Below are 21998 nucleotides of genomic sequence, written 5' to 3' on the forward strand. Positions count from 1 at the left end.
AACACGATGTTTCCAGCGCTGGTGTGTTCCCCAAAAAAACTTAGACAGAGGTGACTTGATGTTAGGTCTGATGCAAAGCCAGCAGTTGCTGATCTCCACCTTGATTGATTTTGCCGAGCGCCACCACGGCGAAGGCGAAGTGGTATCGCGCAGGGTCGAGGGCGACATCCATCGCACCAACTACCGGGAAGTGGCAGCGCGCTCCCGCAAGGTTGCCAACGCACTGGACGGTTTGAATCTCGCTTTCAGCGACCGCGTAGCCACCTTGGCCTGGAACGGGTACCGCCATTTGGAGTTGTATTTCGGGGTGAGCGGGTCCGGCCGCGTCTTGCACACCCTGAACCCGCGCTTGCACCCCGACCAGATTGTGTGGATCGCCAACCACGCTGAAGACCAGGTGCTGTGCTTCGACATGAGCTTTTTGCCTATCGTGCAAGCAGTGCACAGCCGTTGCACCACCATCAAGCATTTCATCGCACTGTGCGATGCCGACAAGCTACCGGCCGACACCGGTATTCCGGGTCTGCAGAGCTACGAGGCGTGGATCGCGCCCCAGCCCGCCACTTACACCTGGCCCGAGTTTGACGAAAACTCCGCCTCCAGCATGTGCTACACCAGCGGCACCACCGGCAACCCGAAGGCCGCGTTGTACAGCCACCGCTCCACCTTGCTGCATGCCATGTCCGGAGCCTTGCCGGATGCGCTCAATATGAGTGCCCGCGATGCGGTGTTGCCTGTGGTGCCCATGTTCCACGTTAATGCGTGGGGCTTGCCGTATTCAGCGGCCATGACTGGGGCCAAGCTGGTCTTCCCCGGGCCCGCGATGGATGGCAAATCCATTTTTGAACTCATTGAATCCGAGAAGGTCAGCTTTGCCGCCGGTGTGCCCACCGTGTGGCAAATGATGCTGGGCCACATGCAGGCGTGCAACCTGCGCTTCAGCACGCTAAAGCGCACGGTCATCGGGGGCTCTGCGTGTCCGCCAGCCATGATTACGGCGTTCAACGATGTGTATGGCGTCGAGGTGTTGCACGCATGGGGTATGACCGAAATGTCGCCCTTGGGCACGGTCTGTACCCTCAAAAACAAACACCTCAGCATGGAGCCCGGCGACAAAATGAAGGTGCGCCTGAAGCAGGGGCGGGGCATTTATGGTGTCGACATGAAAATTGTGGACGGCGAGGGCGCCGAGCTGCCCTGGGATGGCAAGGCCTATGGCGACTTACTGGTCAAAGGGCCCTGGGTCATCAGCGAATATTTCAAAGGTGAGGGCGGCTCACCGCTGGTGGACGGCTGGTTCCCCACCGGGGACGTGGCCACGATTGATGCCGATGGCTTCATGCAGATCACCGATCGCAGCAAAGACGTTATCAAGTCTGGCGGTGAGTGGATCAGTTCCATCGATGTAGAAAACATCGCCATGGCCCACCCGTCGGTGGCCATGGCCGCGTGCATCGGCATGAAACACCCCAAGTGGGACGAGCGCCCGGTCATTGCGGTGGTCAAAAAGCCCGGATGCGAGGTCACGCGCGATGAGCTGATTCATTTCTACGAAGGCAAAACCGCCAAGTGGCAGGTGCCGGACGACGTGATTTTTGTGGAGTCCATCCCGCTAGGGGGCACCGGCAAGATGCAAAAAACCAAGCTGCGCGACTTGCTGAAAGACTACAAACTACCCAACACGTGAGGCTTTGACGGGCTTGGCGTGGTAGGCGGCAGACCAGCCGAAATCTAGGGAAAACCCTTTGTCTCAGCCGGGACAAAGGGGGTGGTTGGGGCAGGGTATTGCCCCTACAATTCGAAAAAAGAACGACCGTTCTATTTTGAGTTCAACCTCACCCACGGAGCCCGCATGACCGCCCAGTACCAAGTCCATGGCGATATCGCCGTCATCACCCTGAACAACCCGCCCGTCAACGGTTTAGGGCTCTCCACCCGCCAAGGCATTGCCGACGGCATGGCCCAGGCCAATGCCGATGCTGCAGTGAAAGCAATCGTGATCACCGGCGCCGGCAAGGCGTTTTCGGGTGGCGCGGACATCACCGAATTCGGCAGCCCCAAAGCGCTGCAAGAACCCAACCTGATCAGCGTGATCAAGGTACTCGAAAACTCTGCCAAACCTGTGGTTGCAGCCATCCACACCGTGGCCATGGGTGGCGGTTTGGAGCTGGCCTTGGGTTGCCACTACCGCATTGCGGCCCCCGGCACCAGCATTGCACTCCCCGAAGTCAAGCTCGGTTTGGTGCCCGGCGCTGGCGGCACCCAACGCCTGCCCCGTGTGTTGGGTGTGGAGCCCGCGCTCAACATGATTGTGAGCGGCGAGCCTATCAAGAGCGAAATGCTGGCCATGCTGCCTGGCCAAAAGCTGTTCGACAAGCTGTCTGCATCCCCTGAAAGCCTTGCTGAAGAAGCCTTTGCTTTTGCCCGCTCGGTGGCCGATGTGCGCCCGCTGCCACTCGTGCGCGACCTGAAGTGCAAGCATCCGCAAGGCGATGCGTATTTCCAGTTCGCCCGCAACATGGTCAAAGGTATGAGCAAAAACTTCCCGGCCCCCGCCAAGTGCGTGGACGTGGTGGAGGCTGCTACCAAGAAGAAGTTTGACGAAGGCATGCAGGTCGAGCGTGAGGCGTTCATCAACCTCATGTTCACGGCAGAGAGCAAGTCCCTGCGGCACTTGTTCCTGGCGGAGCGTGCAGCATCAAAAATAGCTGATGTGCCCTCCAGCACTGCGCAGCGCGCTATTAATTCAGTAGCGGTTATCGGTGCCGGCACCATGGGTGGCGGCATTGCCATGAACTTCCTGAACGCCGGCATTCCCGTCAAGATGTTGGAGATGAAGCAAGAAGCCCTGGACCGCGGCATTGCCACCATCCGCAAAAACTACGAAGCCCAGGTCACCAAGAAAAAGCTCAAGCAAGACAAGTACGAGCAGCGCATGAGCTTGCTCACCACCACCCTGAGCTACGACGACCTCGGTGAAGCCGACATGGCGATCGAGGCCGTGTTTGAAGAGCTGGGCGTGAAAGAGGCCGTGTTTGAAGAGCTGGACCGTGTGATGAAGCCCGGTGCCATTCTGGCCTCCAACACCTCTACCCTGGACGTCAACAAAATCGCCAACTTCACCCGGCGCCCCCAAGACGTGGTGGGCCTGCACTTCTTCAGCCCAGCGAACGTGATGAAGCTGCTGGAAGTGGTGCGCGGTGAGAAGACGGCCATTGACGTCATGGCCACGGTCATGTCAGTCGCTAAAAAAATCCGCAAGACCGCTGTGGTGTCGGGGGTGTGCGATGGCTTTATCGGCAACCGCATGATCGAGCAATATGGTCGCCAAGGCGGCTTCTTGTTGGACGAAGGCTGCACACCCGAGCAAGTGGACAAGGCCATGGAAAAGTTCGGCATGGCCATGGGTCCCTTCCGCATGGGCGACTTGGCCGGTAACGACATCGGCTGGGCCATCCGCAAACGCCGCTACACCGAGAAACCGCACATGAAGTACAGCAAAACAGCTGACTTGCTGTGCGAAAAAGGTCGCTTCGGCCAGAAAACCGGTGCCGGCTGGTACGACTATGTGCCCGGCAAGCGCGACGCCATCCCCAATGCCGAAGTGGTTGCCATGATCGAAGAGCACCGCAAGGCGCTGGGCATTACCCCCCGCAAAATTTCGGATGAAGAAATCGTGCAGCGCCTAGTGTTCAGCCTGGTGAACGAAGCGGCTCATATTCTGGAAGAAGGCATTGCCGCCAAGGCCAGCGATGTCGACATCGTCTACATCTTCGGATACGGCTTCCCCGCCCACCGTGGCGGCCCCATGAACTACGCCGACGAAGTCGGCCTGTTCAATGTGGTGCAAGCCATGAACCGCTTTGCCAAGAACCCGCTGGACGATGCCAAATTCTGGCAACCCGCGCCGCTGCTGGCCAAGCTGGCCGCTGAAGGCAAAACCTTCAACTGAGCGTTCGCGCCGTTCACACCATTCAAGGAATCACTATGACATCCGCAGTTATTGTTTCTACCGCCCGCACCCCCCTGGCCAAAAGCTGGAAGGGCTCCTTCAACATGACCCATGGCGCCACGCTGGGTGGTCACGCCGTGGAGCACGCGATTGCGCGTGCCGGCATCGACGCAGCTGAGGTGGACGACGTCATCATGGGCTGCGCCACGCCCGAGGGTGCCACCGGTGCCAACATTGCCCGCCAGATTGCGCTGCGTGCCGGTTGCCCGGTCACCGTGTCCGGCATGACGATCAACCGTTTTTGCTCCTCAGGCCTGCAGACCATTGCCACGGCAGCCCAACGCATCATCTCCAACGAAGGCGATGTGTATGTAGCCGGTGGTGTGGAAGCCATTTCTTGCGTGCAGCAGGAGATGAACATCCACATGCTCAACGACCCGTGGCTCAGCAAAAACAAGCCCGAAATTTACTGGAACATGCTGCAAACCGCCGAGAACGTTGCCAAGCGCTACAACATCAGCCGCGATGCTATGGACGAATACGGCGCGGCCAGCCAGCAGCGCGCCACTGCCGCACTGGAGGCCGGCTTGTTCAAGGCCGAGATTGCGCCTATTACCGTCACCATGGGCGTGGCCGACAAGGTCATGGGTCTGATGACCAAGCAAGTGACCGTGAGCGACGACGAAGGCATTCGCGCCGGCACCACCAAAGACGGCATCAGCGGACTGCGCTCCGCCGTGCCTGGTGGACTCATCACCGCAGGCAACGCCAGCCAGTTTTCCGATGGCGGTGGCGCTGTGGTCCTGATGCACGAGAAGCTGGCTGAGCAAAAGGGTCTGCAGCCCTTGGGCCGTTTCCTCGGCTTTGCCGTGGCCGGTTGCGAGCCGGACGAAATGGGCATTGGCCCCGTGTTCGCCATCCCCAAGGTCTTGAAGCGTCTGGGCTTGAGCATCAACGACATCGACCTGTGGGAACTGAATGAAGCCTTCGCCGTGCAAGTGCTTTATTGCCGCGACAAGCTGGGAATTCCTGCCGACCGCCTCAACGTGAACGGCGGAGCTATCGCTGTGGGCCACCCCTACGGTGTATCGGGCCAGCGCCTGACCGGCCATGCGCTGATCGAAGGCAAGCGCCGTGGTGCCAAACGGGTCTGCGTGACCATGTGTATCGGTGGCGGCATGGGCGCAGCGGGCGTTTTTGAAGTGCTGTAACCCCCACGACAGCATTGGCCATCTGAAACGAGCCGGTCTGCGCACAATCCGCAGTCCGGCTTTTTTATTTTCTTGAGACCTTGTCCATGACCTTGCGCACCACCCTTGACTTCCTGCTCCACGACTGGCTGGACACCACCGCGCTCACCAGCCGCGAGCGCTTTGCAGACCACAACCGCGAGACCTTTGACGCGGTGCTGGACACCTGTGAGCGCATTGCGCGCGAGAAATACGCGCCGTTCAACCGGCTGGCCGATGTGGAAGAGCCGCGCACGGTGACCGAGCCCGATGGCAGCCTGCGCGTGGTGTTGCCCCAGGCCACGCACGATGCGCAGAAGGCCTATGCCGAGTCCGGCATGCTCAGCGCCGCGCAGGACTACGAGATGGGCGGCATGCAACTACCCTACAGCGTGGAGGCAGCTGCCAACGCCTTCTTCGCATGTGCGTCCGTCAGCATGGGCACCGGCCTGCTCACCACGGGCAATGCCAACCTGCTGATGGTGCATGGCACCGCGCTGCAAAAAGAGGTGTTTGCCAAGAACGAGTTTTCGGGCCGATGGTCGGGCACCATGTGCTTGAGCGAGCCGCAGGCAGGTTCTTCGCTGAGCGATGTGGCCACGCGCGCAGTTCCTGATGGCGCCGACTTCGAGGCTGATGCGCTGGGCCCGCGCTACCGCCTCAAGGGCAACAAGATGTGGATCTCGTCGGGCGAGCATGAGATCAACGAGAACATCATTCACCTGGTGCTGGCCAAGATCCCCGATGCAGATGGCAAGCTGGTGCCCGGCACACGCGGCATCTCGTTGTTTGTGGTGCCCAAAAAGATGGTGAACGCCCAGGGCGAGCTGACCGGTGTGCGCAACGACGTGGCGCTGGCCGGCCTGAACCACAAGCTGGGCTGGCGCGGCACCACCAACACGCTGCTGAACTTTGGCGAGGGCCAGTTCCCCGTGGATGGCCAGGCCGGAGCCGTGGGCTACTTGGTCGGGCAGCCCGGCAAGGGCCTAGCCTGCATGTTCCACATGATGAACGAGGCCCGCATTGGCGTGGGCATTGCGGCCACCATGCTGGGCATGGCGGGCTACTACGCGTCTCTGGACTATGCCAAGAACCGTCCTCAAGGCCGCCCCATCACCGGTGCCGGCAAAGACGCCGCCGCCCCCCAAACCCGCATCATTGAGCACGCCGATGTGAAGCGCATGCTGCTGGCGCAGAAAACCTATTGCGAAGGCGCTCTGGCGCTGGAGCTGTACTGTGCCCGCCTGGTTGACGAGCAGCACACCGGCACCGGCCCGGAGGTAGACGATGCCCGCCTGCTGCTGGAGGTACTCACGCCCATCGCCAAGAGCTGGCCCAGCGAGTGGTGCCTGGAGGCCAACTCGCTGGCGATTCAGGTGCACGGCGGCTATGGTTACACCCGCGACTTTCCGGTAGAGCAATACTGGCGCGACAACCGCCTCAACATGATTCACGAGGGCACGCACGGCATTCAGGGCCTGGACCTGCTGGGCCGCAAGGTGCTGATGGAAGACGGCAAGGGCCTCACGCTACTGAGCCACCGGGTCATGGCCACTGTGAACCGCTGCAACGGAATTCCCGCGTTGGCGCCACACGCCAAGGCTTTGGCGAAGGCCTTGCAAGAGGTGGGCACCGCGACCCGCGAGGCCTGGGCCACCGGTGTGCCTGCCGAAGCACTGGCCAACGCGGTCCCGTATATGCAGGCGTTCGGCCACACCGTGCTTGCCTGGGTGTGGCTCGATGTGGCCGCCTGCGCACTCGACAACGACCCCAAGCAGGAGCAACTCAGCACCCAGGGGCGGGTGGGGTGCACCGCTTTCTTCTTCCGCTATGAGTTACCAAAGATCAATGCCTGGCTGGGTGTGGTGCAATCAAGGGATCTGACTTGTGCAACATTTCCCGAAGGAGCTTTCTGATGGCATTTTTCAAAAAATACAACGGCACCACCAACGCCAAACTCGTGCGTATGGAGCGCCTGATCTGGGCGCTGATCTATGGCGGCCTGCTGGCCATGGTGCTGGGCTATTTCATTGACCAGCAAGGGGCGCAAGACGCTGCACTCTTCTACAACCTCGGCGGCTTGGCTGTTGGGGGTGGTGTAGTGATGATTTTTCTTCGCTCACGCTTACGCGGCGAATAGCCCGCTTATCTCTCTATCGCTGAGGGGACAGCGTTTGGTGCAGGCCTCTGCGCACAATGCCATCCACCTTTTTGACAACTCCGGGCTGACACCATGACACGCACTATCCAACAACTTTTCGACCTCACCGGCAAAACTGCACTCATCACCGGCGGCTCACGCGGGCTGGGCTTGCAGCTGGCCCACGCGCTCGGCGAAGCCGGTGCCAAAGTGCTGATCAGCTCGCGCAAAGCGGCTGACCTGGAAGAGGCATGCGCCGAGCTGCAAGCCGCCGGAATTGACGCCCGCTGGGTGGCTGCCGACTGCGCCAAGGAATCTGAAATTCACCGCCTGGCCGACGAGACCCTGCAGCGCTTGGGCGACGTGGATATTCTGGTCAACAACGCGGGCGCCTCTTGGGGCGCGCCTGCTGAAGACCACCCGCTGGACGCCTGGGACAAGGTGATGAACCTCAATGTGCGCGGCTACTTTTTGCTCAGCCAAATCATTGCCAAGAAGAGCATGATTCCGCGCAAAACTGGTCGCATCATCAACTTGGCCTCCATTGCCGGGCTCAACGGCAACCCGCCGGCCATGCAGACCATTGCCTATAACACCTCCAAGGGTGCGGTCATCAACTTCACCCGCGCTCTGGCCGCCGAATGGGGCAAGTACAACATCACCGTCAACGCGGTGTGCCCGGGCTTTTTCCCCAGCAAAATGACCGCCGGCTTGCTGCAGGCCATGGGCGAAGAAAACCTGGCCGCTGCCGCACCGCTCAAGCGCCTGGGTGACGACGAAGACCTCAAGGGCCTTTGCGTTCTGTATGCGTCCGACGCTGGCAAACACATCACCGGCCAGTGGCTGGCGGTGGATGGCGGCGTGAGCGTGGTGACCGGTGCATGAGTAAGCTCTGGGAAAAGGCGGTGGGCTTCGGCGTCGACATTCCCTTTGTGACCCACTTGGGTTTCGAGCTCACGGTGTTTGAGGGCGGGCGCTCCGAGATTTGCTACACGCCCAAGCATGAGCACCTGAACTCATTCAACGTGACCCACGGCGGCGCACAAATGACCCTGCTGGACGTGACCATGGCCAGCGCGGCGCGCAGCGAGTCGCCTGAGCTCGGCGTGGTCACCATTGAAATGAAGACGAGCTTCATGCAACCCGCTGTTGGCGCCCTGACCGCCAAGGGTGAGCTGATGCACCGCACCGCCACCCTGGCGTTCACCCAAGCCACGGTGTTTGATGCCAACGGCAAAGCCTGCGCCCACGCCACCGGCACCTTCAAGTACATGAAGCGCCTGGCCACGGGGTCACGCAGCGTGAACGCGCTGAACACACCGGGCAGCGGCATTGCCACCGACTAGGAGATTAAGGTTCAAATCGGCCTCTAGCCCCCGTTAAATATGCGCAAGCAGCTATCAAAATAATAGCGTTTGAGGAGACAGCATGCACAGCGAGACGCGTTTTCCGGCCACCCATGCGGTGTTCAACCAGGCTGCGCCCTTGGCGGATACCAATCTGCTGGAGGGCAACCGTGCGCTGCAATCGGCACTAGCGTTTCACGCGCCGGGCCTGGACTGTGCGCCGCTCCATGCGCTGGGTGCCACACTGGGCAGCGCCGAGCTGCAAACCCACGCCCGCCTTGCCAACATCCACCCGCCGGTGCTGCACACCCACGACCGCACCGGTCACCGCACAGACCGGGTGGAGTTTCACCCCAGCTACCACGCGCTCATGGGCCACGCCGCAGGCGCTGGCCTGCACGGCAGCCCCTGGGCCGCCCATGCCGGGCCGCATGCGCACACCCGCCGCGCGGCGGCTTTCATGCTGTTCACTGAGACGGAGCCGTCCATCCTGTGCCCCATCTCCATGACCTACGCGGTGCTGCCCGCGCTGCGTGGCAACCCGGCGATTTTTGAGGCCTGGGCCCCCGGGCTGATGGCGCAGGCCTACGACCCGGCGTTCACCTTGTTCAGCCGCAAACGCGGCCTGACCATGGGCATGGGCATGACTGAAAAGCAGGGCGGCTCCGACGTGCGGGCCAACACCACCCAAGCCACACCCGACGGTGAAGACGCTTGGGGCCGGCGCTTTACCCTGCGGGGGCACAAATGGTTTTTTTCTGCCCCCATGTGCGACGCCTTTCTGGTGCTGGCGCAGAGTCCGGCCGGCTTGTCGTGCTTTTTTGTGCCGCGCATTCTGCCGGACTTTGCCGATCCACAAGCAGCCGGCACGGTGAATGCCATCCGCATCCAGCGCCTGAAAGACAAACTGGGCAACCACGCCAATGCTAGCTCCGAGGTGGAGTTTCAGGACGCTACGGCCTGGCTGGTGGGGGTCGAGGGGCGCGGTGTTCCGCAAATTTTGGAAATGGGCACCATGACCCGGCTGGACTGCGCGCTGGGCACCACCGGCTTGATGCGTCAGGCCCTCAGCATCGCGCTGCACCACACCGCCCAGCGCCAGGCTTTTGGCAAACCCTTGATCGAGCAAGCGCTGATGCGCAATGTGCTGGCCGACCTTGCTATCGAAGCCGAAGCGGCTTGCGCACTGTCTATGAGGCTTGCGCACGCTTTTGACCATGGAAACGACCCGCATGAACTGCTCATGGGCCGCTTGCTCACCCCGGTCGCCAAATACTGGATCTGCAAGCGCGGCGCAGCGTTTGCCCAAGAGGCCATGGAGTGCCTGGGCGGCAACGGCTATGTGGAGGAGGGGGGCGAGGGCACCATGGCCCGCATCTACCGCGAGATGCCGCTCAACTCCATCTGGGAAGGTGCCGGCAACATCATGGCGCTGGACCTGCTGCGCGCCTTGCGCAAGGGCGACGCGGCCGCCGCTCTGGCCCGCGAACTGGCGCCCGCCCGTGCCGCCCACCCTGCACTGAAGCGATTGGCCGCCAGCCTGCCGGCCCGGGTGGAACTCATGGCCACCGAAATAGAAGCCCGCCGCCTCGCGCAAGATGTGGCACTCGCGGTGCAAGCTGCGCTGTTGTGGCAAACCGCGCCCCGCGCCGTGGCCGAGGCGTTTTGCGATTCGCGCCTGGCGGGCAACTGGGGCTACAGCTTCGGCACCCTGGGCGCTGCCACCGATTTCGACACCATTCTTCAGCGTGCCACGCCCTACTGAGCGCTGTTTCACACCTTATTCACTGGAGCCCCCATGACAGACCTGATTCTTCACCACTACCCGACGTCGCCCTTCTCTGAAAAAGTGCGCCTCGTGCTGGGCTACAAGCAGCTGGCCTGGAAGTCCGTGGTCATCCCGGCCATCATGCCCAAGCCCGATGTGGTGGCCCTGACCGGTGGCTACCGCAAGACGCCGTTTTTGCAGATCGGGGCCGACATTTATTGCGACAGCGCCTTGATCTGCGATGTGCTGGAGCACCTGCAGCCCGCGCCCACGCTCTACCCCGAGGCCGACAAGGGCTTGAGCCGCATCGTGGCGCAGTGGGCCGACACCACCCTGTTCTGGGCGGCCATGGCCTACAACCTGCAGCCCAAGGGAGCCGCGTCGATGTTTGAAGGCGCGCCGCCCGAGGCCGCCAAAGCCTTCGGCGCAGACCGGGCCGCCATGTCCAGCGGCATGAACCGCCTGCGCCCGGCCGACGCCACCGCCGCCTACAAAAGCTACCTGCGCCGCATCGCCAGCATGCTGGACAGCCAGGACTTCTTGCTGGGCAATGCCCCGTGCGTGGCGGACTTTGCCGCATACCACCCCTTGTGGTTCAGCGCCAAACGGGTGCCGATCATGGCTGACATCCTGACCGCCACCCCGCAGGTTCTGGCCTGGATGGGCCGCATGGCCGCCATCGGCCATGGCCGCATGGAGAAACTGAGCGCTACAGAATCAATAGCTATCTGCGCAAAATCCGCGGGGGCTACAGCACCTTTAGACCACTATTTTCAAGATGAACACGGCATTGCGCTGGGCAGCGAGGTCACCATTGCAGCCGAGACCTTCGGCCAGGAAGCCACCGCAGGCACCCTGGTCGCCGCCACCCGCACCCGCTTCACACTGAAGCGTGTGGATGAGCGCGCCGGTACGGTGCACGTGCACTTTCCGCGTATTGGCTATGTGCTCAAGGCAGCGCAAGTATGAGCTTGGATATCCAATGGCAGTGGCTCGCGTTTGATGCGCTGAGCCGCGAACAGCTCTATGAACTGCTGCGCCTGCGTAGCGAGGTCTTTGTGGTGGAGCAGAACTGCGTATTTCTGGACATGGATAACCTCGACCAACAAGCCATACACCTTCTGGGAGTGAGGGTGGCTGCGGGTTCTGCGCAGGTCAAGGAGGAGCCCGCGCAGCGGGCGGGGGACACGGAGCACAGCCCGCAGCTGCCCTCACTCCCCGGCGAGGGTGTTGGACAGGCAAAGACCGAACTCATTGCCTACGTGCGTTGCTTTCCCGCCGGAGTGACGTTCGACGAAGCCAGCATAGGCCGCGTAGTGACCAAGCCCGACGCTCGCGGTGGCGGTCTCGGCCACCTGCTGATGGCGGAAGCCGTCAAAGCGCTGGAAGGCGAGTGGGGCGCAAAAGCAATTCGCATCGGCGCGCAAGCCCACCTCAAATCCTTTTACGAGCGTCACGGTTTTGTCGATGTGGGCAAGCCTTATATCGAAGACGGCATTCCGCACCTGGAAATGCTACGCGGCGCCTGAATAGCAGCGCCGACCCATTCCTATAACGAGGAGAACATACGTGATTGAAGACTTCCAAGGCAAAACCGCCGTATTGACCGGCGCTGGCTCCGGCTTCGGCCTGGAGTGCGCGCGCATTGGCGCTCGGCTGGGCATGAACCTGGTGCTAGCCGACGTGCAGCAAGACGCGCTCGACCAAGCCGTGGCCGAAATGCAAGCCGCTGGCGCCCAAGTGCTGGGCATGCGTGTGGACGTGTCGCAGGCCGCGCAGGTGGAGGCACTGGGTGCGGCCACGCTGCAGCGCTTCGGCGCGCCGCACCTCGTATTCAACAACGCGGGTGTGGGGGCAGGGGGCCTGATTTGGGAGAATACCGCCCGTGACTGGGAGTGGGTGCTGGGCGTCAACCTCATGGGCGTGGCCCATGGCGTGCGGGTGTTCACCCCCATGATGCTAGAGGCCGCCCGGCAAGACTCCGCCTGGCGGGGCCACATCGTCAACACCGCCAGCATGGCAGGCCTGCTCAACGCACCCAATATGGGGGTCTACAACGTGAGCAAACACGCCGTGGTGTCGCTCAGTGAAACCCTGTACCAGGACCTGGCGCTGGTCACCGACCAAGTGTCCGCCAGCGTGCTGTGCCCCTTCTTTGTACCCACCGGCATCAGCCAGAGCGAGCGTAATCGCCCCTCCGACGCGCCCCCCTCACAACCCACCCGCAGCCAACTCATCGGCCAAGCCATGACTGACAAGGCGGTAACGAGTGGAAGGGTCACGGCCTCCGAGGTGGCACAGTTGGTGTTTGATGCCGTGGCCGAGGGTCGCTTCTACATCTACAGCCATCCCAAAGCCATAGGCTCGGTGCAGACCCGCATGGAAGATGTGATGCAGGCCCGCAACCCCACGGACCCGTTTGCCCACAAGCCCGAGCTGGGCACAGAACTTCGAAAAGCCCTGCGAACTCCGGCTTGAACGCGGTCACCTTGAGGTAGAGTAAACGCTGGTCACGGCCCTGGGGCCTGTACCGGTTTACTTTGGAGCATGTGATGCGCTGGAATTTCCCTACCTGCCGGATCTCACTGTTTGCAATTTTGTGCCTCGGATTACAGGCTACATTCGCGGCTGGACTCAAGGTTCAGGTACAAGACAAGAATGGCAAACCCCTGGCTAACGCAGTGGTTTTTCTGGAGTCGGGTGAGGCGCGTGCTGCTGCCAAACCTCTCAAGGGCATCGAAGTGTCTCAGGCGGCCAAGCAGTTTTCGCCGGCGATTACGGTGGTGACCACGGGAACCCCGGTGCTGTTTCCCAACAACGATACGGTGCGCCACCATGTGTATTCCTTTTCTCCGGCCAAAACCTTTGATTTAAAGCTCTACGCCGGTGTTCCTGCGAACCCGGTGGTGTTTGACAAGGGCGGTGTGGCGGTGATCGGCTGCAACATCCATGACAACATGGTGGCCTGGGTCATCGTGGTAGATACCCCCTATTTCGGAAAAACCGATGCCCAAGGGCAGCTCACCCTCGAGGCTCCGGCCGGTACTTACAAACTACGCACTTGGCATGCCACCCTGCCAGTTGGCGCGCCGGCGGCGGAGCAAAGCCAGTCAGTGGGCGGCAGCGCGCCGGTGGTGATCAAACTGGCAGGGAGCACCGCTTGAAAATCACCACTGCGGTTGCCCGCTGGGGCGTAGGCACCAAGTTTGTCGCGTTTTCGCTGGTGTTGCTGCTGCTGATCCAAGCGGCTGTGTACGGCGTGGTGCAAGTCAACATCGAGCGCAACGTGCGCGGGCAGGTCAAGCAGGAGTTGGTCACCGGCGAGCGTTTTTGGTGGCAGCTGTTGGACCAGAACGCACAGCGTCTGAGATTTGGAGCGGAAGTGGTGGCCAAAGATTTTGGCTTCCGTTCGGCCCTTGGAAGTGGCGATATTGAAACCTTGCGGTCCACCCTCGAGAACCACGGCGGGCGCGTCAACGCTACGGTGACCGCCTACCTGGATCCACAATTTGAACTCAAAGCCACGGGTTTTGAAATCGCCGCACAAGACAAGTTGAGCCCCGTGTTGCACCGTGTGGCCAATGAGTTGGGGAGCAACGATCTCACCTACAAAATCGAGCAGATCGACGCCAAACTGTTTCAGTTTGTGATGGTCCCAGTCAAGGCTCCATTGACCATCGGGTGGGTACTCATGGGCTTCTCGCTGGAGCAAAGCCAAGCAGATGCCATGTTCGAGCTCTCCCATGTGCACATCGCATTGTTGAGCAAGAGCCGCTCAGTGCTGCTGAGCAGCCTGCCCCAAGAACTGAACAGCCCCTTACAAGAGTTGGGCAGCTCTGGCGACCTGCAGCTGTCCGATGACACGCTGGTGATTCAAGAGAGTGCAGCCCGCCCGCAGGTCAAAGGCATCGATACCTATGTGTTGCGCTCATTGGATGAGGTGGTGGCACCCTACCGCAAGGTACAGCTCGCGCTGTTACTCATCACCGCGATTGGCTTGGGCTTGTTTGCGCTGGGCAGCACACTGTTGGCGCAACGGGTGACCGTGCCCTTGCGTTCGCTGGCTGGAGCCGCAGAACAACTCAGCCGGGGAGATTATTCACAGGCTTTGCCTGCGATGCGGCACCGGGACGAGGTCGGCGATTTGTCACGCGCATTCAACAAAATGCGAGGCAGTATCCAGGCACAGCAACATGAAATCATGCAGTTGGCGTATTGGGATCGCCTCACCGGTCTGCCCAACCGTACCCAGTTCCGGGACCTGATCAAGCAATCCATCCAGGCCAGTGTTGCGGGGGGTGGGGAGGCGCAGCCTGTCACGGTCATCATGCTGAATCTGGACCGTTTTAAACACGTCAATGACGTATTGGGCTACGCCTTCGGAGATCGCTTGCTCAAAGCTGTTGCTGAGCGCTTGGCCGCTCAGATCACCCCGGAGCAGGGCACGGTAGCCCGCTTGGGGGGCGATGAATTCGGGGTGATGGTGGAAGACCTCGACGCGCATGCCGCAACCCACATCGCAGCCCAGATTTCCAAAGCCTTTGAAGCCCCCTTGAGACTGGAAGACCAGACGGTGGACTTGAGCGCAGGCATCGGCGTGGCATCTTGGCCCATGCACGCTCAGGATGTTGACATGCTCCTGAGCCGCGCTGAAATTGCCATGTATGTCGCCAAGCGCAAGACGACCGGTACGCAGGTGTATGACCCGGCGTTGGACTCCTCCAGCACGCAGACGCTCTCTTTACTCACCGAACTCCGGCATGCCGTGGAAGACGGGCAGTTGCGCCTGTACCTTCAGCCCAAGCTCAACCTGGCAGACAACACGGTCGTCTCGGCCGAGGCGCTGGTGCGGTGGCAACATCCGGTGCGCGGGTTGGTGCCGCCGATGCAGTTCATCCCCTTCGCCGAACAAACGGGTTTTGTGCGCCAGCTGACGCTGTGGATGTTTGAAGAGGTCGCAAAAGAGCTGCCACGTCTGCGCGCTGACGGTCGCCCGTTGCGGATCGCCATCAACCTGTCGACCCGGGATTTGCTGGACCAAGAGTTTCCCGCCAAGCTCGATGCCATGATGCTCAAGCACAACGCACCCACCAGCGCCTACTGCCTCGAAATCACGGAAAGCGCCATCATGGACGACCCGGAACGCGCGGAAGCAACGCTAAACCGTCTCTCCGAGCGGGGCTTCAAATTGTCGATTGACGATTTCGGCACCGGTTACTCATCACTGGCCTACCTCAAGCGACTGCCCGTGAATGAACTCAAAATCGACAAATCCTTTGTCATGGGCATGGAACGCGACGAGAGTGACGCCAAAATTGTGCGCTCGACCATCGACCTCGCGCACAACCTCGGTTTGAGCGTGGTGGCCGAAGGTGTGGAAAACCAGGCGATTCTGGACAAGTTGTCGGAGCTCCATTGCGACGAAGCGCAGGGCTATCACATGAGCCGCCCGATTCCTCTGCCGGAGTTCATTGCCTGGCGGGCCGCTCACCTCGCCCGGACCGGCGCCTGATTCAGGCTGCGGCCCTTCGCTGGGCCCAGCGCAGCTGGTAGGCGTAGGCCACACGGTAGGTGGTCAGTTGAACGCCCACCGTGTCTTCCAGGTTCACTCCGTAGCCGCCGCCCATTGTGATGACGGTGGGAATACGTCGCTGCCAGCACCAGTCCAGCACCCGGCGGTCGCGGGCCTCAAGCCCGTCCGCACTCAACTTCAGACGCCCGAGGCGATCGCCCTCATGCGGATCGGCACCGGCCAAGTACAGCACTAGACCGGGGTTGAACTGCCCCTCCAGCGTTTGCAGGGCGTGCTCCAACGTGCTCAGGTACTCCGCGTCCGCGCAACCATCGGGCAAACCGATATCGAGATCGCTGGCTTCTTTGCGGAAAGGGAAGTTTTTTTCCCCATGCAGCGACAGCGTGAACACCGAGTCGTCGCCTTGGAACACACTGGCGGTGCCATTGCCTTGGTGAACATCGAGGTCAATGACCGCCACCTGCAGAGGGCTTCGGCGACTGCCGTCAGGGTGCTTCTGGCGCCCCCATTCGGCCTGTAACACCCGCGCCGCAACGGCCAGGTCGTTGAAAACACAAAATCCACCGCCCTTGTGGGCATAGGCATGGTGAGTGCCTCCGGCCAAGTTGGCCGCCACGCCCTCGCGCAGGGCCATGCGGGCTGCCGCCACCGTGGCGCCTACTGAGCGCAAGGCCCGCTCCGCCATGGCCGGGCTCCAGGGGAAGCCGATCTCGCGCAACACGGCAGGGTCGGCTGTGCCCTGCAGTATGGCGTCGATATAGGCTGGCGTGTGCACCAGCGCCAACTCGCCCTCGGTGGCGGCGGGCGCCTCTACGAGAGCAATGTCCGGCAACTCTTCGGAAATGCGATCCCGCAGCATGCGGTACTTGGCCATCGGGAACCGGTGCCCCTCGGGCAAGGGGAGAACAAACTGGTCGGAATAGAAAGCGCGCATGCCGGGATTGTGTCAAAACACCGCATTTCGATGCTCTGTGGGGACTTGAATTGACGGTGGGGCGGTAGAGGCCTAAAAAAATGAGAAAATACGCGTTTTCTCACCAACCTCAACAGGATCGCCACATGGGCAACAAAATCTTTACCGAAGCAGATCGCAAAGCTACTCCCGCTCCCAAGCCATTGCCCGGCTACACCTTGCCCACCGGCGGCCGTGGCCAACGCGTAAGCTTGGAGCGTGGTGTTGCTACCCGTAGCAAGAAGAACCCCGGCAAGCGTCACAGCTAAGCCGCAGAGGCTGCCGGCCTGACGCCGCAGCTTCTCGCTTCCCAAAACAAAAGGCCCTGAATCAGGGCCTTTTGTTTTGGGAAACGGTCTTGCTTTCGGTCACGCCTTAATGTGTCTCGGCTGCCGGGGCAATCCCTAAACGCCACAGGCTGGTCACCTCGCGGCTGCGCGCCGGGTGCAAGGTGTCGGCCGCGGCCTGACTTTTGCCATGCTGGGGCTTGGCGTCGCTGCGACCCAGCACCACCAGACCGGCGGCTTCAATGGCATCGGCCAGCATGGTGGGGCTGCGCAAGCCCAAACGCTCGGCCAGGTCCGACACAATCAGCCAGCCCTCGCCACCGGGTAGCAGGTGCGCTGGCAGGCCCGCCAGAAATGCCAGCAGCATGCTGCTGTTTTCATCGTAGACCGCGTATTCCACCGGAGCGCTGGGCCGGGCGGGAAGCCAGGGTGGATTGCAGACCACCAGATTCGCCCGCCCCGTGGGAAACATATCAACCCGCTGTAGATCAATAGCCGCCACCACGCCTAAGCGGGCAAAGTTTTCGCCGGCACAGGCCATCGCGCGAGGGTCCTGATCGGTCGCCACCACCTGTGCGACCTTCCGGCGGGCTAAAACTGCAGACAACACGCCGGTGCCGGTGCCGATGTCAAAGGCCCGGTAGGGCACGCCCTGTTGCACTCCGTCTGCATCCTGGGCGGGCAGGGGTTCGGCAGCGACCAGGTCGACATATTCCCCTCGCACTGGAGAAAACACGCCGTAGTGAGGGTGAATGCGGTTTCCGGGCGCCGGTCCCAGCGCTGCTATTTCTACGCCGTTTTTACGCCATTCGCTGGCACTGCGCATGCCCAGCATGTCGCGCAACGACACCACACTGGCTTGCGCTGGCTCCGCCGCTGGTCCCCACGCTTCAGTGCAGGCTTGTCGCGAGTCGGGCGCGCGGCGCAGGGGCATGGCGTAGTCGGCATCGACCGGCACCAACACCATGGCCAATAGACGGGCACGCTGCGCCTGTGCCTGGCGGTGCAGGTGAAAAACCTGGGGGTCCATGGGACCGGCGTCAGGGCGCTGGTCCAGGGGCGCCGCAGGGCGGTCGCTATGGCGGCTTTTGCGTTTTGGCGGGGTGTCGATACGGCGCTGCAGCGCCTGCAGGAGCTGCCGCGCATTGTGAAAGTCGCCCCGCCACAGCATGGCGGTACCGCTGCAGGCCCAGCGGTAGGCGGCATCGGCGGTCAGGGTGTCATCGGCCAGCATGACCTTGGTGGGTGGCGCTGCACCGCGCTCCGAGCGCCAGATGGCAGAACACGCTTGCCCGCCTTCGGTCCAGTGAATCAGGGGGGGAGGTGCGCGGTCGGGCAAGGTGCCGACGCTTGGAGTATTCGGCTGCATCGGTTTGCTCGCTGAGAAGTGGGGTGGGTAGGGGAAGCGGGCCTAGGTTGTAACCTAGAAAGCGGGCTTGGGGGCTGCGCTTATTGCACAAGTGCGTATTTTTTCAGAATGGCGTCGTACACGCCGTTGCCTTGAATGATTTTGAGCCCTGCGTTGAACTGGTCCCGCAGGGCGGCATCTTTGAAAACCGCTTTGCGCGGGCTAGGCGGAAAAATCGGATGGACGGTGAGGGGCTTGCTGTTGTCAAACTGCGGCTCCACCTCCCGCAACAAATAGTGCAGGATGCGGCGGTCACCAATGATGATGTCCACCCGCCCGGCGAACAGCAAGTTGTTTTGAGTGACTTGCAGGGGGTACTCGGTATAGCGGGGGTGCTGACGGGCGACCGCTTTGAAGCGCTCTCCGAGCAACAGGCTTGCATTCTGGAAAGCGGCGACCGAGAAGGCCGACAAATCCTCAATGCGCCTCACCGTGACGTTGCGTGCCGCCAGGGAGATGGCCACGTTTTGGTTGGAGATGTACACCTCCGAAAAGAACCCGAGGTCGCCGATACCTTCGTCCACCGTGAGCAGCATGTCTAGCTGACCTGCCCGAAACAACATCAACCCGCGGGAAGGCGGGAGTTGCTGCGCCTGCATGCCCAGGCCCACGGCTTGCAGCGCCTGGCGCGCAATGTCGGCCTCCAAGCCCGCCTGGCCGCCATCCATGACATAAGGTGGCTTGTTCAAGCCCAGCGCAACGCTCACGACCTGCGCACGGACCCCGCCCGCCAGACAGGCAGCCAGACAAACACCGAGCCATAAAAATCGTGCGTAACGCATTGACAAAGTGTAGGGGCTCTCTGTGGCACACTCGCGCCCTTGATTGGTTTCCATCACCGGTTCAGGCCGGTTTTTTCGCAATGCAGAAAATCATCGCGCAAATTGCGCAAGAAATCCGGGTCCGCCCTCAGCAGGTCGAAGCCGCTGTCGCTTTGTTGGATGGCGGGGCCACGGTTCCGTTTATTGCCCGCTACCGCAAGGAAGTGACCGACGGGCTGGACGATATCCAGCTGCGCGAGCTGGAAGCCCGCCTGAGCTACCTGCGCGAACTGCGCGACCGCAAAGAGGCGGTGGTCAAAGCGATTGACGAGCAAGGCAAGCTCACCCCGGCGCTGCTGGTGGCCATTGATGCCGCCGCCACCAAGCAAGAGGTAGAAGACATTTACCTGCCCTTTAAGCTCAAGCGCCGTACCAAAGGCCAGATGGCGAAAGAAGCCGGTCTGGAGCCGCTGGCCGACGCCTTGTTTGCCGACCCCACCTTGGCACCGCTTGACGCCGCGCTGCCCTATGTCAAGCCGCCGCTCACGCCGGAGCAGATCGCCGACAAGCAGCCTGATTTCTCCAACACCCTGGCGGTGCTGGACGGAGTGCGCGATATTCTGAGCGAGCGCTGGGCCGAAGACCCGGTGCTGGTGCAGGACCTGCGCGAGTGGCTGTGGCAGGAAGGCCTGTTCCGCTCCAAGCTGATGGACGGCAAGGATGAAAACAACGCCGATGTGGCCAAGTTCCGCGATTACTTTGACTACGACGAGCCCATCGGCCGCGTGCCCAGCCACCGTGCGCTGGCGGTGTTCCGTGGCCGCTCGCTGGATATTCTGGATGCCAAGCTGGTGCTTCCAGAGCCAAATGTGCCTCCAGCCCCCGCTGTTGCTGCGCAAGCAGCTCCTAATTCTGTAGCAAAACCTGTGCGCCCTGCAGCGGTGGTGTCCTTGGCAGAAGGGCGCCTGGCGCTCAAGCTGGGCTGGAGCCACCAAGGCCGCGCGGCCGACGACTTGCTGCGCAAGTGCGTGGCCTGGACCTGGAAGGTCAAACTCAGCCTGTCCACCGAGCGCGACCTGTTTGCCCGCCTGCGCGAAGACGCAGAGAAAGTCGCCATCAAGGTGTTTGCCGATAACCTGCGCGACCTGCTGCTGGCGGCCCCTGCCGGCCCGCGCGTGGTGCTGGGTCTGGACCCCGGCATCCGCACTGGCGTGAAAGTGGCCGTGGTGGACTCCACCGGCAAGCTGGTAGACACCGCCACCGTGTTTCCCCACGAACCCCGCAAAGACTGGGAAGGCTCGCTGCACACCTTGGGCAAGCTCTGCGCCAAGCACAGCGTGAACCTGATTGCCATCGGCAACGGCACCGCCAGCCGCGAGACCGACAAGCTGGCCGCCGACCTCATCAAGCTCCTGGCCAAGATGGCCGACCAAGCCGGCGCCCCGGAGCTGAAAATTGACAAGGTGGTGGTGAGCGAGGCGGGCGCCTCGGTGTACTCCGCCAGCGAATTTGCCTCGCAAGAAATGCCCGATGTCGACGTGAGCCTGCGCGGCGCGGCCTCTATTGCCCGCCGCCTGCAAGACCCGCTGGCGGAGCTGGTGAAAATCGACCCCAAGAGCATTGGCGTGGGCCAGTACCAGCACGATGTGAACCAGAGCGAGCTTGCCAAAACGCTGGACGCGGTGGTGGAAGACTGCGTGAACTCCGTGGGCGTGGACCTGAACACGGCCTCGGTGCCGCTGCTATCCCGCGTGTCGGGCCTGTCGGGCACCGTGGCCAAAGCCGTGGTGCGCTGGCGCGAGAGCAACGGCGCCTTCGGTAGCCGCCAGGACTTGATGAAGGTGACCGGCCTGGGTGCCAAGACCTTTGAGCAGGCGGCAGGCTTTTTGCGCATACGCGGCGGGAGCAACCCGTTGGACATGACTGGCGTGCACCCCGAAACCTACCCCGTGGTGGAGCAGATCATGGTGAAAACCGGCAAGCCGGTGGCCGAGATCATGGGCCGGGCCGACATGCTCAAAACGCTCAAGCCTGAGTTGTTTGCTTCCCCGCAGTTTGGTGTGATCACCGTCAAAGACATCTTCACCGAGCTGGAAAAGCCCGGCCGCGACCCGCGCCCAGACTTCAAGGTCGCCCGCTTCAACGATGGTGTGGAAGACATTGCCGACCTCAAGGAAGGCATGATTCTGGAAGGCACCGTGAGTAACGTGGCGCAGTTCGGCGCCTTCATCGACCTGGGCGTGCACCAGGACGGTCTGGTGCATGTGAGCCAACTGGCGCACAAGTTTGTGAACGATGCCCGCGAGGTCGTCAAAACCGGCGACATCGTCAAAGTGCAGGTGGTGGAGGTCGATGTGGCCCGCAAGCGCATCGGCCTGACTATGAAAATAGGAGCAGCTCCCGCAGGCGCTAAGGGGGCTGGTGGCCAAAAAGCCGGTGATAACCGCTACCAGGGTCCGGCCCGTGGCGAGCGCCAAGCGGGCAGCTACCGCGATAACGCCCCCTCGGGCAACTCGGCCATGGCCTCGGCATTTGCCAAGCTCAAGCGATAAGGTGTCTGTCCTGTGCGCGGGCTGCGCACAGGACATAATTGACCCACGTTGTTTCTTGCATTGGAGGCTT

18 protein-coding genes are annotated in these 21998 nt (G+C 61.8%); 15 read left to right on the forward strand and 3 right to left on the reverse strand.

The features are described from left to right. Window positions 1–58 precede the first annotated feature (58 nt). The 13 genes from QZW03_RS14215 to QZW03_RS14275 all read left to right on the forward strand — a co-directional run bounded on the left by QZW03_RS14215 (window position 59) and on the right by QZW03_RS14275 (window position 15947). On the forward strand, window positions 59–1687 hold the full coding sequence (locus tag QZW03_RS14215) for a 3-(methylthio)propionyl-CoA ligase (protein WP_296510671.1): 1629 nt from the start codon (window positions 59–61) through the stop codon (window positions 1685–1687). 165 nt (window positions 1688–1852) lie between these two features. After that, entirely contained in the window at window positions 1853–3952 is a 2100-nt protein-coding gene (locus tag QZW03_RS14220; RefSeq protein ID WP_296510672.1) for a 3-hydroxyacyl-CoA dehydrogenase NAD-binding domain-containing protein, read from the forward strand. Window positions 3953–3987: 35 nt separating this feature from the next. Further along, complete coding sequence (locus QZW03_RS14225; RefSeq protein ID WP_296510673.1) at window positions 3988–5163, forward strand: acetyl-CoA C-acyltransferase; 1176 nt, start codon at window positions 3988–3990, stop codon at window positions 5161–5163. 86 nt (window positions 5164–5249) lie between these two features. Continuing rightward, window positions 5250–7097 carry an acyl-CoA dehydrogenase gene (locus QZW03_RS14230; protein WP_296510674.1) on the forward strand — a complete coding sequence of 616 codons (1848 nt, stop codon included), beginning with the start codon at window positions 5250–5252 and terminating at the stop codon, window positions 7095–7097. Further along, window positions 7097–7321 (forward strand): hypothetical protein, encoded by a 225-nt coding sequence (locus QZW03_RS14235; protein ID WP_296510675.1) that lies wholly within the window; start codon window positions 7097–7099, stop codon window positions 7319–7321. Before QZW03_RS14230 ends, QZW03_RS14235 begins: the two co-directional genes overlap by 1 nt. A 93-nt stretch (window positions 7322–7414) precedes the next feature. Further along, window positions 7415–8206 (forward strand): SDR family oxidoreductase, encoded by a 792-nt coding sequence (locus QZW03_RS14240; RefSeq protein ID WP_296510676.1) that lies wholly within the window; start codon window positions 7415–7417, stop codon window positions 8204–8206. Beyond that, window positions 8203–8667, forward strand: coding sequence for a PaaI family thioesterase (locus QZW03_RS14245; RefSeq protein WP_296510677.1), 465 nt, complete (start codon window positions 8203–8205; stop codon window positions 8665–8667). Before QZW03_RS14240 ends, QZW03_RS14245 begins: the two co-directional genes overlap by 4 nt. Window positions 8668–8749: 82 nt before the next feature. Next, window positions 8750–10432 (forward strand): isovaleryl-CoA dehydrogenase, encoded by a 1683-nt coding sequence (locus QZW03_RS14250; protein ID WP_296510678.1) that lies wholly within the window; start codon window positions 8750–8752, stop codon window positions 10430–10432. A gap of 33 nt (window positions 10433–10465) precedes the next feature. Continuing rightward, entirely contained in the window at window positions 10466–11404 is a 939-nt protein-coding gene (locus QZW03_RS14255; RefSeq protein ID WP_296510679.1) for a glutathione S-transferase family protein, read from the forward strand. Continuing rightward, window positions 11401–11964 (forward strand): GNAT family N-acetyltransferase, encoded by a 564-nt coding sequence (locus QZW03_RS14260; RefSeq protein ID WP_296510680.1) that lies wholly within the window; start codon window positions 11401–11403, stop codon window positions 11962–11964. Before QZW03_RS14255 ends, QZW03_RS14260 begins: the two co-directional genes overlap by 4 nt. Before the next feature lie 40 nt (window positions 11965–12004). Then, complete coding sequence (locus QZW03_RS14265; RefSeq protein ID WP_296510681.1) at window positions 12005–12913, forward strand: SDR family oxidoreductase; 909 nt, start codon at window positions 12005–12007, stop codon at window positions 12911–12913. Window positions 12914–12987: 74 nt separating this feature from the next. Continuing rightward, on the forward strand, window positions 12988–13599 hold the full coding sequence (locus tag QZW03_RS14270) for a methylamine utilization protein (protein WP_296510682.1): 612 nt from the start codon (window positions 12988–12990) through the stop codon (window positions 13597–13599). Beyond that, window positions 13596–15947 carry an EAL domain-containing protein gene (locus tag QZW03_RS14275; RefSeq protein WP_296510683.1) on the forward strand — a complete coding sequence of 784 codons (2352 nt, stop codon included), beginning with the start codon at window positions 13596–13598 and terminating at the stop codon, window positions 15945–15947. The genes QZW03_RS14270 and QZW03_RS14275 overlap by 4 nt, the downstream gene beginning before the upstream one ends. A gap of 1 nt (window position 15948) precedes the next feature. Here QZW03_RS14275 and QZW03_RS14280 read toward each other — a convergent pair whose 3' ends face one another. Beyond that, a complete protein-coding gene (locus QZW03_RS14280; protein ID WP_296510684.1) occupies window positions 15949–16902 on the reverse strand; it encodes a histone deacetylase in 954 nt (317 codons plus the stop codon). 125 nt (window positions 16903–17027) lie between these two features. Between QZW03_RS14280 and QZW03_RS14285 the strand changes: the two genes are divergently transcribed. Beyond that, window positions 17028–17189 (forward strand): hypothetical protein, encoded by a 162-nt coding sequence (locus QZW03_RS14285; protein ID WP_296510685.1) that lies wholly within the window; start codon window positions 17028–17030, stop codon window positions 17187–17189. Between the two features lie 106 nt (window positions 17190–17295). Here QZW03_RS14285 and QZW03_RS14290 read toward each other — a convergent pair whose 3' ends face one another. Both QZW03_RS14290 and QZW03_RS14295 read right to left on the reverse strand, forming a co-directional pair. Then, window positions 17296–18576: a class I SAM-dependent methyltransferase gene (locus QZW03_RS14290; protein ID WP_296510686.1), complete on the reverse strand. Its 1281-nt coding sequence runs from the start codon at window positions 18574–18576 to the stop codon at window positions 17296–17298. Window positions 18577–18656: 80 nt separating this feature from the next. Continuing rightward, on the reverse strand, window positions 18657–19397 hold the full coding sequence (locus QZW03_RS14295; protein ID WP_296510687.1) for a transporter substrate-binding domain-containing protein: 741 nt from the start codon (window positions 19395–19397) through the stop codon (window positions 18657–18659). An 80-nt stretch (window positions 19398–19477) separates the two neighbouring features. Between QZW03_RS14295 and QZW03_RS14300 the strand changes: the two genes are divergently transcribed. Continuing rightward, window positions 19478–21928, forward strand: a complete 2451-nt coding sequence (locus tag QZW03_RS14300) for a Tex family protein (RefSeq protein WP_296510688.1) — start codon at window positions 19478–19480, stop codon at window positions 21926–21928. Window positions 21929–21998: the final 70 nt, after the last annotated feature.

Source organism: Rhodoferax sp. (assembly GCF_013297935.1).
Taxonomy (GTDB): domain Bacteria; phylum Pseudomonadota; class Gammaproteobacteria; order Burkholderiales; family Burkholderiaceae_C; genus Allorhodoferax.

What these genes read in the sequence shown, in the direction of transcription:
- QZW03_RS14245 (WP_296510677.1), top strand. Translation starts at nt 8,203, where the DNA reads ATGAGTAAGCTCTGGGAAAAGGCGGTGGGCTTCGGCGTCGACATTCCC.
- QZW03_RS14280 (WP_296510684.1), bottom strand. Translation starts at nt 16,902, where the DNA reads ATGCGCGCTTTCTATTCCGACCAGTTTGTTCTCCCCTTGCCCGAGGGG.
- QZW03_RS14250 (WP_296510678.1), top strand. Translation starts at nt 8,750, where the DNA reads ATGCACAGCGAGACGCGTTTTCCGGCCACCCATGCGGTGTTCAACCAG.
- QZW03_RS14255 (WP_296510679.1), top strand. Translation starts at nt 10,466, where the DNA reads ATGACAGACCTGATTCTTCACCACTACCCGACGTCGCCCTTCTCTGAA.
- QZW03_RS14230 (WP_296510674.1), top strand. Translation starts at nt 5,250, where the DNA reads ATGACCTTGCGCACCACCCTTGACTTCCTGCTCCACGACTGGCTGGAC.
- QZW03_RS14300 (WP_296510688.1), top strand. Translation starts at nt 19,478, where the DNA reads ATGCAGAAAATCATCGCGCAAATTGCGCAAGAAATCCGGGTCCGCCCT.
- QZW03_RS14295 (WP_296510687.1), bottom strand. Translation starts at nt 19,397, where the DNA reads ATGCGTTACGCACGATTTTTATGGCTCGGTGTTTGTCTGGCTGCCTGT.
- QZW03_RS14270 (WP_296510682.1), top strand. Translation starts at nt 12,988, where the DNA reads ATGCGCTGGAATTTCCCTACCTGCCGGATCTCACTGTTTGCAATTTTG.
- QZW03_RS14260 (WP_296510680.1), top strand. Translation starts at nt 11,401, where the DNA reads ATGAGCTTGGATATCCAATGGCAGTGGCTCGCGTTTGATGCGCTGAGC.
- QZW03_RS14235 (WP_296510675.1), top strand. Translation starts at nt 7,097, where the DNA reads ATGGCATTTTTCAAAAAATACAACGGCACCACCAACGCCAAACTCGTG.
- QZW03_RS14215 (WP_296510671.1), top strand. Translation starts at nt 59, where the DNA reads ATGTTAGGTCTGATGCAAAGCCAGCAGTTGCTGATCTCCACCTTGATT.
- QZW03_RS14285 (WP_296510685.1), top strand. Translation starts at nt 17,028, where the DNA reads ATGGGCAACAAAATCTTTACCGAAGCAGATCGCAAAGCTACTCCCGCT.
- QZW03_RS14290 (WP_296510686.1), bottom strand. Translation starts at nt 18,576, where the DNA reads ATGCAGCCGAATACTCCAAGCGTCGGCACCTTGCCCGACCGCGCACCT.
- QZW03_RS14225 (WP_296510673.1), top strand. Translation starts at nt 3,988, where the DNA reads ATGACATCCGCAGTTATTGTTTCTACCGCCCGCACCCCCCTGGCCAAA.
- QZW03_RS14220 (WP_296510672.1), top strand. Translation starts at nt 1,853, where the DNA reads ATGACCGCCCAGTACCAAGTCCATGGCGATATCGCCGTCATCACCCTG.
- QZW03_RS14240 (WP_296510676.1), top strand. Translation starts at nt 7,415, where the DNA reads ATGACACGCACTATCCAACAACTTTTCGACCTCACCGGCAAAACTGCA.